This window comes from Nonomuraea recticatena (genome assembly GCF_039533245.1).
Taxonomy (GTDB): Bacteria; Actinomycetota; Actinomycetes; order Streptosporangiales; family Streptosporangiaceae; genus Nonomuraea; species Nonomuraea roseola.
In genome coordinates, this window is record NZ_BAAATE010000050.1 from 17,037 (window position 1) to 31,415 (window position 14,379).

General features: G+C 69.3%; 14 protein-coding genes. 5 read left to right on the top strand and 9 right to left on the bottom strand.

Translation table 11 applies throughout. The features are described from left to right. Positions 1-10 precede the first annotated feature (10 nt). From ABFX50_RS46605 to ABFX50_RS46640, 8 genes are all read right to left on the bottom strand, one after another. Entirely contained in the window at positions 11-412 is a 402-nt protein-coding gene (locus tag ABFX50_RS46605; RefSeq protein ID WP_346156743.1) for a PIN domain nuclease, read from the bottom strand. Next, complete coding sequence (locus ABFX50_RS46610) at positions 409-633, bottom strand: type II toxin-antitoxin system VapB family antitoxin (protein WP_346156745.1); 225 nt, start codon at positions 631-633, stop codon at positions 409-411. The genes ABFX50_RS46605 and ABFX50_RS46610 overlap by 4 nt, the downstream gene beginning before the upstream one ends. Positions 634-799: 166 nt before the next feature. Further along, positions 800-1,789, bottom strand: a complete 990-nt coding sequence (locus ABFX50_RS46615; RefSeq protein WP_346156748.1) for an adenosine deaminase — start codon at positions 1,787-1,789, stop codon at positions 800-802. Between the two features lie 2 nt (positions 1,790-1,791). Continuing rightward, a complete protein-coding gene (locus ABFX50_RS46620; RefSeq protein ID WP_346156750.1) occupies positions 1,792-3,525 on the bottom strand; it encodes an adenine deaminase C-terminal domain-containing protein in 1,734 nt (577 codons plus the stop codon). Continuing rightward, a complete protein-coding gene (locus ABFX50_RS46625) occupies positions 3,518-4,867 on the bottom strand; it encodes a purine-cytosine permease family protein (protein WP_346156754.1) in 1,350 nt (449 codons plus the stop codon). Before ABFX50_RS46625 ends, ABFX50_RS46620 begins: the two co-directional genes overlap by 8 nt. Before the next feature lie 105 nt (positions 4,868-4,972). After that, on the bottom strand, positions 4,973-5,848 hold the full coding sequence (locus ABFX50_RS46630; RefSeq protein WP_346156757.1) for a 1,4-dihydroxy-2-naphthoate polyprenyltransferase: 876 nt from the start codon (positions 5,846-5,848) through the stop codon (positions 4,973-4,975). Further along, the gene (locus tag ABFX50_RS46635) at positions 5,848-6,456 is read right to left on the bottom strand and encodes a GNAT family N-acetyltransferase (RefSeq protein ID WP_183657399.1); all 609 of its coding nucleotides are present in this window, start codon (positions 6,454-6,456) and stop codon (positions 5,848-5,850) included. Before ABFX50_RS46635 ends, ABFX50_RS46630 begins: the two co-directional genes overlap by 1 nt. Positions 6,457-6,608: 152 nt before the next feature. Then, a complete protein-coding gene (locus ABFX50_RS46640; protein ID WP_346156761.1) occupies positions 6,609-8,021 on the bottom strand; it encodes an aminotransferase-like domain-containing protein in 1,413 nt (470 codons plus the stop codon). A gap of 49 nt (positions 8,022-8,070) precedes the next feature. Here ABFX50_RS46640 and ABFX50_RS46645 point away from each other — a divergent pair, with 49 nt between their 5' ends. The 3 genes from ABFX50_RS46645 (at position 8,071) to ABFX50_RS46655 (ending at position 10,540) form a co-directional block, all read left to right on the top strand. Beyond that, positions 8,071-8,946, top strand: coding sequence for a DMT family transporter (locus ABFX50_RS46645; RefSeq protein ID WP_346156763.1), 876 nt, complete (start codon positions 8,071-8,073; stop codon positions 8,944-8,946). Positions 8,947-9,000: 54 nt separating this feature from the next. Further along, positions 9,001-10,023: a hypothetical protein gene (locus tag ABFX50_RS46650; protein WP_346130277.1), complete on the top strand. Its 1,023-nt coding sequence runs from the start codon at positions 9,001-9,003 to the stop codon at positions 10,021-10,023. 82 nt (positions 10,024-10,105) lie between these two features. Beyond that, positions 10,106-10,540, top strand: a complete 435-nt coding sequence (locus ABFX50_RS46655) for an ASCH domain-containing protein (RefSeq protein ID WP_346156768.1) — start codon at positions 10,106-10,108, stop codon at positions 10,538-10,540. A gap of 126 nt (positions 10,541-10,666) precedes the next feature. On the opposite strand, the gene ABFX50_RS46660 is transcribed toward ABFX50_RS46655, so the two are convergent. Beyond that, positions 10,667-11,383: a hypothetical protein gene (locus ABFX50_RS46660; RefSeq protein WP_346156770.1), complete on the bottom strand. Its 717-nt coding sequence runs from the start codon at positions 11,381-11,383 to the stop codon at positions 10,667-10,669. Between the two features lie 283 nt (positions 11,384-11,666). On the opposite strand from ABFX50_RS46660, the gene ABFX50_RS46665 reads away from it, so the two are divergent. Both ABFX50_RS46665 and ABFX50_RS46670 read left to right on the top strand, forming a co-directional pair. Next, positions 11,667-13,283 (top strand): alpha/beta hydrolase, encoded by a 1,617-nt coding sequence (locus ABFX50_RS46665; protein WP_346156773.1) that lies wholly within the window; start codon positions 11,667-11,669, stop codon positions 13,281-13,283. Further along, positions 13,273-14,301, top strand: coding sequence for an acyltransferase family protein (locus tag ABFX50_RS46670; RefSeq protein ID WP_346156775.1), 1,029 nt, complete (start codon positions 13,273-13,275; stop codon positions 14,299-14,301). Before ABFX50_RS46665 ends, ABFX50_RS46670 begins: the two co-directional genes overlap by 11 nt. Positions 14,302-14,379: the final 78 nt, after the last annotated feature.

The following is a 14,379-nucleotide window of genomic DNA, read 5'->3' on the forward strand; positions in this document are numbered from 1 at the left end:
GAGGCGCGCCTCAGCTGATCCAGCGAACCGGCTGCCCGGTGAGGCGGGAGATGGTGTCGAAGTCGTTGTCCGCGTGCAGCACGGTGAGTTTGTGGTGTCGAGCAGTCACCGCCACCAGCAGATCGACAGGAGAGGCACACTGGTGCCATCCCTTGTCGGCAAGCTCGCGCTGCAGTTCGCCGGTCTCATGCCAGGCCGATTCGGGGAGGACAACGTACGGAAAGGTCTCCTGAAGCAGGCTGTCGGCCTCGTAGAAGGCGGGACGGCCGCCGGCCGCGCGGAGGTATTCCTGCCTGATCGGCTCACAGATGCCGACCAGTCCAGCGGAAACAGTCTGATCCCATTCGGCGCCGACCTGGCCGCGATAGAAGCGGACCAAGGCGCTGGTGTCCACGAGGTAGCGTTCGGTCACGCGACGTCCTGCTGCGTGGCATCGCCCTTCTCTGTAGCCGAGAAGTCGATCTGCCCCTCGGCCACCATCTCACGCATTCGAGCCACAGCCGCTGCCCGTCTGCGCCGATCGATGATCTCCCGTAGGGCGGCGTTGACCGTGTCCTTCTTGGACGAGGTGCCGAGCAGCTTCGCGGCCTCGGCCAACGCTTCGTCGTCAAGATCGATCAGGGTCTTGGTCATGACCTCACCTCGCCCATATATACGAATCGAAATTAGTATATCAGGAGGGGGGTTCAGGGCGTGAGGGAAGACGTGCTTCGCGAGAGGGTGCCGAGCCCTCACCGGGTGCTGTCCGAAGCCTCGCGTGCGGAGCGCGCCCGGTGAGGGCCTTGCTGTTTCCGGGGGGCTACTGCTTGGCGTAGGTCTCGAGTTCGGCCAGGTAGGCGTCCTTGAGGTGGCGCGGCAGCCAGGTGATCTCGAAGGCGTTGCGCTGCACCTGCAGCAGCTCCTCCCTGGAGAGCTCCAGAGCCTCCAGGTTCTCCTGCACGTACCCAGGGAAGTACGCCGGGTCGTCGGAGTTGATCGTCACCCGCACCCCCAGATCGAGCAGCTTGCGGATGCCCTCGGCCTTCATCGAGTCCGTGACGTAGGAGTTGGAGATCGGGCAGCAGGTCAGCCCGATGCCCTTGTCGAGGATCTGCTGCACCAGCGCAGGGTCCTCCAGGATGTTCACCCCGTGGTCGATCCTGTTGACCTGGATGTCCTCGACGCACTGGCGGATGTGCTCGACCGAGTTCTCCTGGTCGACGTCGCAGTGCATGGTCAGCAGGTAGCCCTCCTGCCTGGCCCGCTCGTAGACGGCGGCGAACTTCGCGGGAGGGTTGCCCTTCTCGTCGGAGTCGAGGCCGACGCCGACGATCCACTCCTTGTACGGCAGCGACTCCAGCAGCGTCGCCATCGCGTACTCGGCCTGGAAGTCTCGCAGGAAGCACATGATGAGCTGCGCGCGCACGCCGAGCTGCGCGTGGGCGTCCATGAGCGCCCTGCGCAGGCCGCGGATCACCACGTCGAACGGCACTCCGCGGGAGGTGTGCGCCTGCGGGTCGAAGAAGATCTCGGCGTAGCGGACGTTCTGCGAGGCGGCCTTGCGCAGGTAGGCCATGGCCAGGTCGTAGAAGTCGGGCTCGGTGCGCAGCACCCGCATGCCCTCGTAGTAGACGCCGAGGAAGGACGGCAGGTCGTCGAAGGCGTAGGCGGCGCGCATCTCCTCGACCGTCGCGTACGGCAGCGCGATGCCGTTGCGCTGGGCCAGCTCGAACTTGAGCTCAGGCTCGAGGGTCCCCTCGATGTGCAGGTGGAGCTCGCACTTGGGCAGCCCTGCGATGAAGTCCTTCATGATCAGGCCTCCGTGAGGATCGGGTCGATGACCTCCAACCGCACGCAGTCGACCAGACCGAGGTCGGTGACGGCGTAGTCGGGGATCGCGGTGATGGACAGGAAGAACAGGTACATCAGCGGCGCGGGCAGCGTGCAGCCGAGCGAGCGGGCCACCTCGTCGAGCCGCTCCTCCAGAACGGCCATCTCGGCGGCGGGCAGGTCGGAGACGATGCCGGCGACGGGCAGCGGCAGCGACTCGACGACGGCGCCGTCCACCACGATGACCTGGCCGCCGCCCATGGCCGAGACGGCGTTGACCGCCAGCGCCATGTCGGAGCGGGAGGCACCCACGCAGATGATGTTGTTGTCGTCGGGCGCGGCGCTGGTGGCGATGGCACCCTTCCTCAGCCCCATCCCGCTGACCATGGCGACCGGCATGTTGCCCGTCTTGCCGTACCTCTCGACCACGGTGACCAGCAGCGCGTCGTCGGCGACGGACGGTTCGACGATCCCGTCGACGACGGGAAGGCGCACGTCGCGCCTCTTGCGGACGAAGACCTGCTCGGTGAAGTTCAGGGTGAGGACGGTGACCTCGTCGGCGTCCGAGCGGAGCGCGAGGTCGTCGGCGGTGATCTCCCGGACGGGGAAGGGGCGCACCTCACCCCTGGCGGGCGGTACGGCCGGCGTGACCATGGCGCCCTCGCGCGCCACCAGACGTCCTCCCGCGACGACCTCGCGAACGATGAAATCGTTCAACGAGTCAACGATCAGGACGTCGGCGAATCGGCCGGGCGCGATGCTGCCGACCAGGTCGTCGATGCGGTACATCTCGGCGCAGTTGACGGTGGCCATCTGGATGGCGGTGACGGGGTCGACGCCCGCCTTGATCGCCATCCGCACCAGCTTGTCCATGTGCCCGCCCGCCAGCACGTCGGCGGCGTGGACGTCGTCGGTGCAGAAGGCCACCCTGCGGGCGCCGACCTTGGCCACGACCTGGATGTTCTCCTGCAGGAAGTGCGCGACGGACGACTCGCGGATGATCGCGTAGATGCCCTGGCGCAGCTTCTCGAGCATCTCCTCGTGGGAGTAGGACTCGTGGTCGAGCCTGATGCCGGCGGCGGCCAGGCCGGCGATGCGGCGGGCGTCCGACAGGGGAGCGCAGCCGAAGATCGGCAGCCGCCTGCGGTGGGCCAGCTCCAGCGCCTCCATCACGGCGGGATCGCCGTGCTCGACCATCTCCTGGACGGTCTCCCAGATGCCCACGCACTCGGGCCACTCGTGGGCGACGCGGTGCTCGTCGGGGCCGAAGGTGTGGCCGACGGTCGACTGCGGCACGGTGTAGGGGGCCTTCGCGGGGGCGCCCCACCAGATGCGCATGCTGGTCGCCGCCGCCTCGTCCAGCGCCTGCCGTACGCCGGGAAGGCCCTCGGCCACGAGGATCTGGTCCAGGCCGGAGACCACGCTGGTGGTGCCGAAGGGGACGGCCAGGTTGGCGAAGCTGGTGACGGACAGCTTGCTGCACTCGATGTGCAGGTGGCCGTCGATGAGGCCGGGCACTAGGTAGCCGCCGCGCGCGTCGATGATCCGCGTGGAGGGGCCACGCTCCAGGGAGGGGCCCACCGCCGCGATCCTGTCGCCGCTGATGCCGATCTCGGCCGGGTAGGTCTCGCCGGTCAGGACGTTGACCAGCACCCCGTTCGCGATGATCGTGTCGGCGGGCCTGCGGCCGTAGGCCACATCGAGCAGGTCATGCATGGGCGAGCTCCTTGACGGGGACCGCGCGGCGGTCCAGGGCGGCGTAGACGACACCGGCGACGAGGAAGCCGGCGAAGATGCTGAAGTCCGAGCCTCCGGTGGCGCTGGACAGCCAGCCGACATAGACGCTGGAGTTGAGCCAGAGCCCCGCGGCGAGCATGCCGACCGCCTGGGCGATCAGGCCCGCCCAGCGGATCTGGCCAGGCCCGCTCTCGTCGAACAGCGAGGCGGCGTCGTAGACGCCCTTGCGGCGCAGCCAGTCGGTGACGTAGATGCCCGCCCAGGGGGCCAGCCAGACGACGACCAGCCCGAGGAAGGCGTTGAGCATCGTGTTGAACGAGTCGGAGGTGATGGCGACGAACGTGATGATCACGCAGAAGATCAGGTCGAGGACGACCGCGGCCCACCGCTTGATCCTGATGCCCGCGGCCTGCAGGTTCAGCCCCGAGGAGTACAGGTCGGTGGTGTTGGCGGCGAAGAGCGTGACCACCGTCAGCAGCAGGTACGGCACGACGAACCACGACGGCAGCGCCCCCGGCAGGCCGGAGATCGGGTCGCTGGCGTTGGTCACGACGGTGGCGACCGCCGCACCGAGGATCATCAGCAGCAGGTACGGCACGAAGCCGCCCAGGAACGCGTAGCCGAACACGGCCTTCCTGGAGGAGTCGACGGGCAGGTAGCGCGAGTAGTCGCCGCCGAGGGGCGCCCACGACAGGCCGCCGCCCGACATCACCAGCATGACCGCCAGAGTGAACGTCGAGAAGTCCGCCGAGCCGCCCGCCGTGAGGTTCGCCTTGGGCGCGACCAGGATCGCCATGACGACGAACATCGCCACGAACACCCAGGTGAGGTACTTCTGCGCCTTCATCACCGCGGCGTGGCCGATCAGCGGCAGGATGAGCTGGATGACCGCGGCGATCAGCACGATCGCCACCTTCAGCCCGAGGCCCTCGCCCTCCACGCCCGCCTGCTTCAGCAGTGTGAGCCCGGCCAGGGTGATCATCACCATGCCGCCGGCCTCGAAGCCGACCATGTTCAGCCAGCCGAAGAAGCCGAGCACGCGGGCGCCCTTGTTGCCGTAGGCGGCGCGGGAGATCGCCATGGTCGAGGTGCCGTGCTGCATGCCCTGGATGCTGCTGAACCCGACCAGGGGGAAGGCCAGCAGGTTGCCGATCACGATGGCGGCCACGGCCTGCCAGAAGCTCAGCCCCATGGCGACCACGATCGTGCCGTAGACCACCGTGAAGACCGTGGTGGTCGTTCCGGCCCAGAGGAAGAGCAGGTCGCGCGGGCGGCCGTACCGCTCGCTCGCAGGAACCAGCTCGATCCCGCGTTGCTCCATGGGGGTCCCCTCACTGTCACCGAATATCCGGGTTCAGTGAACCAGAGGGGGCTGACCAGGACGTTTATTCGCGCATACGAGAGCGCGACGCCGGTTTGTATCCGCCTACAAGGTGATCGCCAAGCCGACGGCGAACAGCAGGCCGTAGGCCATCTGCAGCTTTCCCGTCGCCTGGAGCACACCGATCAGCGCGGGGCCCGTGGCGCCCGCCAGCACGGTCCTGATCGGGCCGATCGCCAGCGGGGCGGCGAGCACGGTCAGCGCGGTGAACGGCGTGAACGAGATCAGCAGCAGCGCGATCAGGAAGGGCAGGGTGAGGCAGGCGGTGTAGAGCGTGCGGGTGCGCGTCGCGCCGAGCACCACGGCCAGCGTGCGCTTGCCCGCGGGGCCGTCGGTGACGACGTCGCGCAGGTTGTTGACGACCAGCATCGAGCACGACAGCAGGCCGATCGGCACCGAGGCGGCCAGCGCCGTCCAGGACAGCTGCTCGGTCTGCACGTAGGCGGTGCCGACCACGGGGACGACGCCGAAGAAGACGAAGACCGCCAGCTCGCCGAGCGCGCGGTAGCCGTACGGGCTCTTGCCGCCGGTGTAGAACCAGGCGGCGGCGATCGCCGCCGCGCCGACCAGCAGGATCCACCAGGCCCTGGTGGCGATCACCAGGGTCAGGCCGAGGACCGCGGCGGCGGCGAAGCTGCCGAGCGCGGCGGCGAGCACCTCGCGCGGCGCGGCCGCCCCCGAGCCGACCAGGCGCATCGGGCCGACGCGCTGGTCGTCGGTGCCGCGGATGCCGTCGCTGTAGTCGTTGGCGTAGTTGACGCCGATCTGCAGCAGCAGCGCCACGAGCAGCGCCACCACGGCCCGCCACCAGATCGGGGAGCCCTCGCCGATGGCCAGCCCTGTGCCGACCATGACGGGCACGATCGCGTTGGGCAGCGTGCGCGGGCGTGCGCCTGCCACCCACTGGTTCAGCGAAGCCATCAGCTGATGTCCGTCGTCAGCCTGACCATCCGGATCGGACGGCCCATGTCGAGCACGCGTTCGGCCATGTCCTCGCCCCATCCGGCTGACTCGAGGAAGCCGAGCACGGCGTAGTTCTCGGCGAACACCCAGGTCACGATCTGGCGGAAGCCGTCTTCGCGCAGGTAGTCGACGGTGGCGTTGAGCAGGCGGCTGCCGTGCCCGCGCCTGACGAAGTCGGGGTCGACCAGCAGCGTCAGCATCTCGGCCGTCACCGTGGGGTCGAGGTCGGGATCCTCGGCGGGGGCGTGCGAGGCCAGCCCGACCACGCGCTCACCGCCGCGCGGCGTCGCCGTGACGTTGACGCCGCCCTGACCGAGCGCGGGGAAGCCCTCGGTGTCGAGGATGGTCTCCACCGCCACCAGCACCCGGTGCATGCGCGTGGGAGGCGCGACGATCGCCTCGTCCCACTGGCGCAGCCACATCTTCTCGGCCGCGGGGCCGGTCATCTGCTCAAGGGGCCCCTCGGGGAGGAACTCCCTGTAGCCGTAGCGCCAGGCGCGGACCTGAGTGTTCGCAACCTGGAGCACATCCTCGCGCCGGGCCGCCCGGACGCCTACGTCTGCCATCTCGGCCCGCTCCTTCGCCTGCCGTTGTGCCCGCGACCGGAGGATCTCGGGGGCACGTGTTACACCGTATCGGTGATTCGGGGCTCGCGATGACGCCTGGCTCGATAACGAAGGGTCTTCGTCCCGGTTTCCCGCGCGGGACGTGGGCCTGCTCAGGTGGCGGGCGCTTCGCTGAGACCAGCGTACGCCTCGGCCAGCCGCCGTACGCCCTCGGTCAGTTCGGCCAGATGCGTGGCGGCGCTGTGCGTGACGCGGACGCGTGGCCCCGGCGGCTCCGCGGGGTAGTAGATCCGTCCGGGGCTCACCTGGACGCCGTTCCTGCGCGCCCCTTCGACCAGCGCGGCCTCGTCGACGTGCGGCGGCACCCGTACCCACAGGTGCAGGCCGCCGCGCGGGACAAGGTGGAGCTCGGCCTCCGGCAGCAGGGAGAGCATCGCGGCGGCCAGCGCGTCGCGCCGCGTGGTCAGCTCGGCGTGGACGGAGGACAGGTGGCGCGGCCACGACGGCGAGCCGACGAACTCCAGCGCGGTCTCCTGCAGGGGCCTGGCCACGAAGAACGACTCCACCAGCTGGCTGGCCCTCAGCCGGTGCGCGGCGGGGCCGCGGGCGATCACTGCGGCCAGGCGCAGGCTGGGGGCGAGGATCTTGGTGAGGGAGCTGATGTGGACGACCGTGCCGTACCGGTCGAGCGCCACCATCGACACGGGCGCGTGGGCGGTGAGGAAGCGGGCGTAGTCGTCCTCGACCACGAACGCGTTGTTGGCCCTGGCGACCTGGAGCACCTGCCGCCTGCGCTCGGTGGACAGGGTGGCGCCCGTGGGGTTGTGCAGCGTGGGCTGGCAGTAGAAGACCCGCGCGCCCGTCACCGCGAAGGCCTCGGCCAGCAGGTCGGGCAGCACGCCGTCGCGGTCCATCGGCACGGCCGTCGCGCGCAGGCCGGCCGCCTTGGCCGCCGCCAGCGCCCCCGGATAGGTCGGCGTCTCGACCAGCACATGTGTGCCCGGCGCGGCCAGCGCGCGGAAGGCGTGGCTCAGCGCGGCCTGGCCGCCGCTGACGATCAGCGCGTCGGCCGCCGTCACGTCGCCTCCCGCCTGCCTGGCGAACCATCCCCGCAGCTCCTTGAGGCCGGTCAGCGGCGGCAGCGCCCACGCTTCCGCCCGCTTGACGGCCCGCGAGGCCGCCGCGGACAGCTGCCTGTCGGGGCGCATGGCCGGGTTGAGGTAGCCGCCGGTCAACGGGACGACGTCGTCGGGCGGCGCGGTGAGCAGCGCGGTCACGCCCGAGTCGTCGACCACGCGGTCGCCCAGCGCGACGGTCTGCCACGAGAGGTCGCTCATCTCGCCGACCGAGGGCGCCGCAGGGGCGACGAAGGCGCCGCTGCCCGGCCTGGTGACCACCCTGCCCTCGGCGGCGAGCTGCCCGATCGCCCTCGACACCGTGACGGGGCTGACCCCGTGGCGGCGCATGAGCTCCCTGCTGGAGGGCAGCCGGTCGCCCGGCCGCTTCGCCGCTATCTCCTGACGCAGCGTCGCGGCGAGCTGGACGATACTGCTATCGTCTTTCATGAGAGACAAGAATAGCGCTATCGCAAGCGGTGGAGTAGCGGTTCCCCCTATGGTCAGGAGCGACGAGCTGAAGGGCACCGCCCTCGCCTTCGCCGGCGTGCTGGCCTTCTCCGGCTCCTTTCCCGCCACCGTGTTCGCGATGCGCGGGTTCGACCCATGGCTGGTGGCCATCGGCCGCGCCCTGCTGGCAGGGATCGTGGCGCTGGTCTGCCTCCGTGCGGCGAGGGTGCCGCTCCTGCCGCCGCGGTCACAGTGGGGCTCCTACGCGCTCATCTCTCTCGGCGTGGTCTTCGGCTTCCCCGTCTTCAGCGGCCTGGCCCTGCATCTGGGGGCGAGCACGGCCCATTCGGCGGTCGTGATCGGACTGCTGCCCGCCGCCACGGCGGCCTTCGCCGTCCTGCGGGCGGGCGAGCGTCCGCGCCCGCTGTTCTGGGTCGCCTGTACGGCGGGAGCCGTCGCGATCACCGTCTTCACCGTCTCGCAGGGCGGCGGCGGCCTCTCCCTGGCCGACGTGCTGCTGGTGGCCGCCCTGCTGTCGGCGGCGCTCGGCTACACCGAGGGCGGCCGGCTGGCGCGTTCGACGCCGGGCTGGCACGTCATCTCCTACGCCCTGGTGCTGTCGCTTCCCGTGACGCTTCCCGTCTCGGTGGCGCTGGCCGCCGTCACCCCCATCACGCTCACCACGGCCTCGGTCGGCGGTTTCCTCTACGTCGGCCTCGTGTCGATGTTCCTCGGATTCATCCCCTGGTACGCGGGCCTCGCGCGGGGCGGCATCGCCCGCGCCGGACAGACCCAGCTCGTCCAGCCGCTGCTCACGCTGGTCTGGGCGTGGCTGTTGCTCGGCGAGAGGTACGGCCTGGCCACCGTGCTCGGCGCGCTCGCCGTCCTGGTCTGTGTGGCCGTGACGCAGCGGAGCCGTTCGTAGTCCTTGAAAGACATGACACCTCAGCGCAGGATAGGGGCAGGAGGTGTCACAACCATGGCCGACCTCACGATCCCCGAAGGCGGATTCTGGCCAGCGCCCGAGATCCCCCAGCCGAACATCTATCCGATGGAATGGCGGGTCGAGACCGAGAAGCTGGCGGCGATCTACGAAAAGTCCAAGCGCATGGTCTGGAACCCGGCCGACCTGCCGTGGGACGGGCTCTCCCCCGACGACTTCACGGTCGAGCAGCGTCTGGGGATCATGTACTGGTTCGCCGTCCTGGCCAACTTCGACGCCTCAGGGCCCGCGGTGTTCGCTCGGGCGACCATCCAGGCCTTCGAGAAGCACGAGGAGGATCCCGTCCGCAAGTGCTTCTTCTCGATCACCAGGGACGAGATGAACCACGAGGAGTGCTGCCAGCGGACGATCGCCAAGCTCTGGCCCGGCGGTCCTCTCGACTGGACTCCCGTCACCGACCTGGAGAAGGCGGCGCACAACAACATCGGGTGGCTCTACCACAACGGCGGGCGCTACTGGACGGGCTACAGCTCGGCGGTCGGGAAGTACTCGCTGCCCGTGCTCTTCACCTCGTTCATGATGGGCGAGATGGCGGCGTCCACCCTGTTCAGGGGCATGGCGTCGGGCACCCAGCACCCGGTGTTCAGCGAGATGTTCCAGCGCATCGGCCGCGACGAGTCCCGGCATCTCCAGATCTGCATGACGATCCTGGAGAACGAGTGGCCCGGGCTCACCGACGACGTCCGCTCGCTCATCACCCGGCAGCTGCGGGCAGGGTTCGTGTTCCTGTCGATGATCCTCTGGGAGCCGCCCGAGGGCTTCTGGGAGCTTCCGCCGTACTTCCTGGACAACCACCGGGTCCTCATGGACCACGCCAGGGAGGCCGGGCTCGGGGTGCTGTCGTACGAGGAGCAGGCGGAGAACTGGCGGGTGGCGATGGCGAGGATCCGCGCGATCGTCGAGCGGTGGGGGATCGAGTTCCCCGCCATTCCCGAGCTCGACATCGAGGGCGTCCACGTCGACTTCCTCGACCCCGAGGAGATCATCCCGGTCTTCTGACCCTTCCGGAGGTCCGCGGGCCGCCGCCTCCAGCAGGCCCCGGCTTGTGAGGGCGGCGGCGGCCGGCCGTAGCCTGCCGGTCATGTGGGGAAGGATCGAAGGACTCAGGGTCCTGGGGCTCGGCACGCCTGGCGGGCTGCGCGCCGAGTTGAACGGCCTCGTGCTGTCCGGCGCCAAGACCGGTACGGCGGGGCTGCTCGAGCACGACTACCGGGCGGAGGGCGAGGAGCTGGAGCGGGCCGGCGAACGGCTCGCCCTGGTCGACGACGACGACCAGCCGATCGCGGTGATCGAGGTGACGGCGGTCGAGGTGGTGCCGTTCGGCGAGGTGACGTGGGAGTTCGCGGACTCGGAGGGGGAGGGGTACCGCTCGGTGGAACACTGGGCCGACTCCCACCGCCGCTTTTGGAACAGCCTGGGACACACCGTCGACCCCGCCACAGAGATCGTCTGCGTGTCCTTCCGCCTGGTCGAACCTGAGGTCCTCTCGGACGCGGCCCAGGTGAGCAGATCCTGAGCCGGTTGGGCCGCTCGGCACATCACCCCGCGTCGAACATAGGGGGCTCGGTGTGCCAACCGGTGCGGGGCGGGACACCCGAGCGAGCCGCCCTTGTGCCGGGGCGTCCCGAGTCGGCGGAGACGATCAGCTGAACGCCTGGATCAGCTGCATGTGGGGGAAGGTGACCTGGACGGCGCGGGAGTTGGCGTCCTTCAGGAACGCGACGAACGCCGGGTCGTGGAAGGCCGTGCCTGCGGTCATGTCCTTGACCGCGTTCGTGCCGGGAGCGGTGATCCGGTGCCGGGCGTACCAGGGGTCGATGACGTAGCACTGGGGACCCCATGAGTCGACGTCATCGGGCGTTCCCGCGCGGTTGACCACGATGAAGGCGTGGCCGCCCTGACCGCCGTCGTACTTGAACAGCTCGACGACCGAGCCCGGATCAAGAAGATTGTGGTTGCGAGCGAGGTGGCCGAGGGCCGCACAGGCGAACATCGTACAGACGCCACTGGAGAAGTCCTTGATCGACTCGGCGCCGTGCTTGAGATAGTCGATCTTCAGTCGCGTGCGGAGCTGCTCGAACACCGGGGCGGTCAGAGTGCTCCACTCCAGCTGCCCGTCGAGCAGACCGCAGTTTTTTGCCGCGGCGGCGGCGGCGATCTTCTCGTTACGGCTGGCGGTCCCGAACACCCGTGAGTCCTCGATGACCTCCGGCACCTTCGGACTCAACTCCGGTGGCGCGCTGAAGGTGGCTGTCGATCCCTCAGCGAGCGAGGGGAACGGGTTCCAGATCCTGGCCCTGCTCAGAGAGGTGCTCTGTAACGACTGGTTGACGGCGGTCATCGCGGTGAGCTTGGGCATCCGTGTCTCCTCGTGTCGGGCCCCCGGATGGTCTCACCTCAGGAACGTTCCATCCACCCCTGTCGGCCCTTCACATGGGGGCGTTCGGCGACGAACGCCGATACCGGCTGATCACGTCTGGTTGTGACCGGAGGGGCAAGCGCCGTCTCCAGGTCCCGGGCCAGAAGTACTCCTGTCCCGGGTCTGGAGTACTGAAGAGGCCGCGCCGCAGGAGTCCGGTCTCAGCTGGAGATCGTTCCTGCCGTCGATGAACCGAAGCGTGGGTGTCAGCAGGCTGAGATACATGTCCGACATCCTCGATCGCCTGCACCGGATGTTCTTCCGAGTCGTGTCGCTGCTTCCCACCTCCGTTCAGGGTCGCTTCCTCCGCCACTACTTCGAGTGGGTTCATCACTTACCTGACCCGTGGCGGTATGACACCGAGCCGTATGAGATCGACAAGTATGAGATGACCTTGCGGCACGTGCCCCACCGTGCCTACCGCAGAGTCCTGGACGTGGGCTGCAGCGAAGGGGCATTCACTCGCCGGCTGGCCCGTGCATACCCGGGCGCGGAGTGCTGGGGCGTGGACGTCTCGGATCGGGCGGTCACCAGGGCGGCGGCGAAGGCGGCTGGGGCGGCGAGATTCGTGGCGCTCGACTTCCTCAACGAGGACCCCGACGGCACCTTTGATCTGGTCATCTGTGCCGAGACGCTGTATTACGTGGGCCGCGACGAACGGCTGCGCCTGGCTTACGGTCGGCTTCGCTCGTTCATGGCGCCGGGCGCGGTCCTGGTTCTCGTGCACGAATGGCCCGAGGCGCGCCGCCTCTACCGGCACCTCGACGACAACCCGTTCTTCCGCAGAGTGAGCGAGCACCCGTACGAGCACCCGGTGCGCTCGTACGCCGTCACGGTGTACGAACGCGTGGAACCCGCTTCGCGTGATCGTGCCGCGCTTGTGCGGGCACCGCGCACCGATCCCATGACCCGCCTCGACACGGGGGCTCCGGCCCCTGGGCTCGGAGGACGGCAAGGCCCCGCCTTCTCGGCGATGACGCAGGGCAGGAGACGTGATCACTCTCGCTCACGTATGCGGCCCTTTCGGACGCTGCTGCTGGCCGCCGTGCTCGCCACGGGAACGGCCGCCGCCGGCCGGCCAGTGGTGGATGAGCTGCCCCTTCCCTCTGCCTTCGATGCCCACACACTCCAGGACCGCTACGAACTCCACGCGTGGTCGGGCCGCCAGTTCCTGGCATGGAGCCGCAGGGGCGACGGCCAGGCGATCGAGGTCGTAGGAGATCTCGCCAACGCGCGGACGGTCATCGTCTATGTGCCGGGCTCGGGGCAGAGCCTGGCCTCCTTCGACGACTCCGCGGAAAGCACCGGGCGAGCGGCCCGCGCGCTCTATGACGAGGCCGCCGCGCTGGGGCCGGGGACCGCGGTGATCGGCTGGCTGGGCTACGACCCGCCGGACCTCGTCAACCCGGAGATCGCCACCATCTGGCCGGCCGACAGAGGCGCCCGGCGGCTGAGGCCCTTCCTCTCCCTGCTCCCGCGACACGTGCGGCTCAGTCTGGTCTGCCACAGCTACGGCTCGGTGGTCTGCGCTCGTGCCGTCGCGGGATCGCCGGTCCGCGATCTCATCGTCACCGGCAGCCCAGGCCTGGGTGTCCGAAGGGCATCGGACCTGCACACCTCGGCGCGGATCTGGGCGGCGCTCGGCCGCGGCGACGACGTGTTCCGCTCCGGCCTGCTGATCGGGCCGTTCGGGTTCGGCACCGATCCCGTGAGCGCCGAGTTCGGCGCGCGAGTCGTCGATGGCGGCGATGCCCAGCATCACACCTACCTCAGGCCCGGCACCCGGACCCTGACGGAGATCACTCACATCGCGGTGAGGGGGCGGGAGCGTGCGGCGTGAGCGGCGAATCGACGTGCTGCTCGCCACGTCCGTCACGGTCGGCATCCTCGGACAATGGCTCGCCACCTCGTACGTCGTCACGGACGATCTCCACGTGGCGAGCCTGCTCACGGCCCTGCCGGAGTTGGCGCCCGCCACCTGGCTGCTGCAGACCCTGCCCGTGTTCTTCTTCACGAGCGGATATGCCCATGGTGGAGAGGGGTCCTCGGCAGCGCTGCGGCTGCGCCCGATGCTGACCTTCCTGCTCGCCTGGGGAGCGGGCCTGGCGGTCCTGTCGGTCAACGGATTCTCCCTCGCCGCCATCCGGGAGATCCTCGGCCCCGTGCTCCAGCCGCTGTGGTTCCTGGTGCCCTACCTCCTGCTCACCGCGGTCGCCCCATGGCTACGTCGGGCGGTGCTTCGATACGGCTGGGGGACAGCCCTCGTCCCCGGAATCTCTGTGGCTCTTGTCGACCTTGCCCGTTTCGCCTGGCCCGAGCTGGGGTGGTTGGGCTCCGTCAACGCGATCTCGGCCTGGGCGGTGCCGTTCCTGCTGGGCCTGGCATGGAGGCAGGGCCGCATCAGCGGAGCGTGGTTGCTCAGCGGGGGCGGGATGCTCGCGGCGATGCTGATCGCCCTCGGTGACTACCCCGTCGGCATGGTGGATGTGCCTGGCGCGCCGGTGTCGAACATCGCGCCACCGACCGCGGCTCTCCTCGCTTTCGGATGCGCGCAGTGCGGGCTCGCGGCACTGGCGGGCGATCGGCTCGGCCGCTGGGCCGAAGACTGCCGGATCGCGGTCCTGATCAGCGACGCGGCCTTCCCGCTCTACCTCTGGCATCCAACGGCGCTTGCTCTCATCTCGCTGGCCACGGTCCAGCTCGGTCCGGTCGCCGGGCTCACCAGCCCGCCGACCAGCATGACCTGGCTGACGCTGCGGTTTGCCTGGATGCCCCTCTGCGTGACGACGCTGATCGGATTGCTGGCGCTGGCACGGCCGCGTGTGCCGAAGCCCCATGCGGGTCACAGCAGCCAGTAAGGCGTGATCGTCACGGCCAGGCAGAGCCCGTCTCCGGGGATCGTTCCCGACACCCTTGCGACGATGTCCGCATGGGCG

Excerpts from the sequence above, each read along its gene's own strand:
- ABFX50_RS46645 (WP_346156763.1), top strand. The coding sequence starts at position 8,071 with ATGGTCAGGAGCGACGAGCTGAAGGGCACCGCCCTCGCCTTCGCCGGC.
- ABFX50_RS46660 (WP_346156770.1), bottom strand. The coding sequence starts at position 11,383 with ATGCCCAAGCTCACCGCGATGACCGCCGTCAACCAGTCGTTACAGAGC.
- ABFX50_RS46620 (WP_346156750.1), bottom strand. The coding sequence starts at position 3,525 with ATGCATGACCTGCTCGATGTGGCCTACGGCCGCAGGCCCGCCGACACG.
- ABFX50_RS46625 (WP_346156754.1), bottom strand. The coding sequence starts at position 4,867 with ATGGAGCAACGCGGGATCGAGCTGGTTCCTGCGAGCGAGCGGTACGGC.
- ABFX50_RS46655 (WP_346156768.1), top strand. The coding sequence starts at position 10,106 with ATGTGGGGAAGGATCGAAGGACTCAGGGTCCTGGGGCTCGGCACGCCT.
- ABFX50_RS46615 (WP_346156748.1), bottom strand. The coding sequence starts at position 1,789 with ATGAAGGACTTCATCGCAGGGCTGCCCAAGTGCGAGCTCCACCTGCAC.
- ABFX50_RS46630 (WP_346156757.1), bottom strand. The coding sequence starts at position 5,848 with ATGGCTTCGCTGAACCAGTGGGTGGCAGGCGCACGCCCGCGCACGCTG.
- ABFX50_RS46635 (WP_183657399.1), bottom strand. The coding sequence starts at position 6,456 with ATGGCAGACGTAGGCGTCCGGGCGGCCCGGCGCGAGGATGTGCTCCAG.
- ABFX50_RS46650 (WP_346130277.1), top strand. The coding sequence starts at position 9,001 with ATGGCCGACCTCACGATCCCCGAAGGCGGATTCTGGCCAGCGCCCGAG.
- ABFX50_RS46640 (WP_346156761.1), bottom strand. The coding sequence starts at position 8,021 with ATGAAAGACGATAGCAGTATCGTCCAGCTCGCCGCGACGCTGCGTCAG.
- ABFX50_RS46610 (WP_346156745.1), bottom strand. The coding sequence starts at position 633 with ATGACCAAGACCCTGATCGATCTTGACGACGAAGCGTTGGCCGAGGCC.
- ABFX50_RS46665 (WP_346156773.1), top strand. The coding sequence starts at position 11,667 with ATGTCCGACATCCTCGATCGCCTGCACCGGATGTTCTTCCGAGTCGTG.